This is a genomic window from Mesorhizobium sp. BHbdii, assembly GCF_053848045.1.
This window is the reverse complement of record NZ_JBSPKX010000072.1, coordinates 1-626: the sequence shown is the minus strand read 5'-3', so window position 1 is coordinate 626 and position 626 is coordinate 1. Positions and strand designations below refer to the sequence as shown.

General features: G+C 67.4%; 1 pseudogene. It reads left to right on the top strand.

Annotated elements, in window-relative coordinates:
• Window positions 1-568, top strand: a pseudogene (locus ACWTU8_RS31890) (serine kinase); the annotation flags it as partial.
• Between the last annotated feature and the right edge of the window lie 58 nt (window positions 569-626).

Genomic DNA, 626 nt, shown 5'->3' with positions numbered 1-626 from the left:
GCTGCCGGGCCAAGATGCCCTTGTGCTGATCCATGCGCCGAGCGGCACCGGCAAGACCACGACCTCGCTGGCGCTGGCGACGCAAGGTTTTGGTCTGTGCTCCGACGATGCCATGATCCTGAATGTCGCTTCCGGCAAACCCCTGGCCTGGGGTCTGCCGCGCCAGGTCAAGATCCACCAGAAGACCGCCGAAATGATCCCGCGGGTTGCGCCATGTCTCGGCCCGTCATGGGACAGGAATGGCGAGCAGGCCGTCTCGCTGGAGCGGTTGAGCGAGATCGTCCGCATCGAAAGGCCGGTTGCCAGGCCGGTGGCGGCCCTGCTGCACCTCGCGCGCTCCGCCGACAATGAAACCCGGCTCGTGCGCATGGCCCGCACCGATGCGATGGTGGCGCTGGCGCTGGACAATGTCCGCACCGGCATGACCGGCCTGCTGCCGTTGCAGAAGCGCCGCCTGGCAACGATCGGCGGACTGGTTTCCTCGGTGCCGACCTTCACGCTGGAAGTGGGCGCACGCCCGGCCGACGCGGCGGCGCCGATCATAGCCACATTGACCGCGCAGGACTGAACTGGAGTTTCAGGCTGCGTAGGGCCTGGCCTTGGCCAGCCGCTGGATCCAGCGGAAG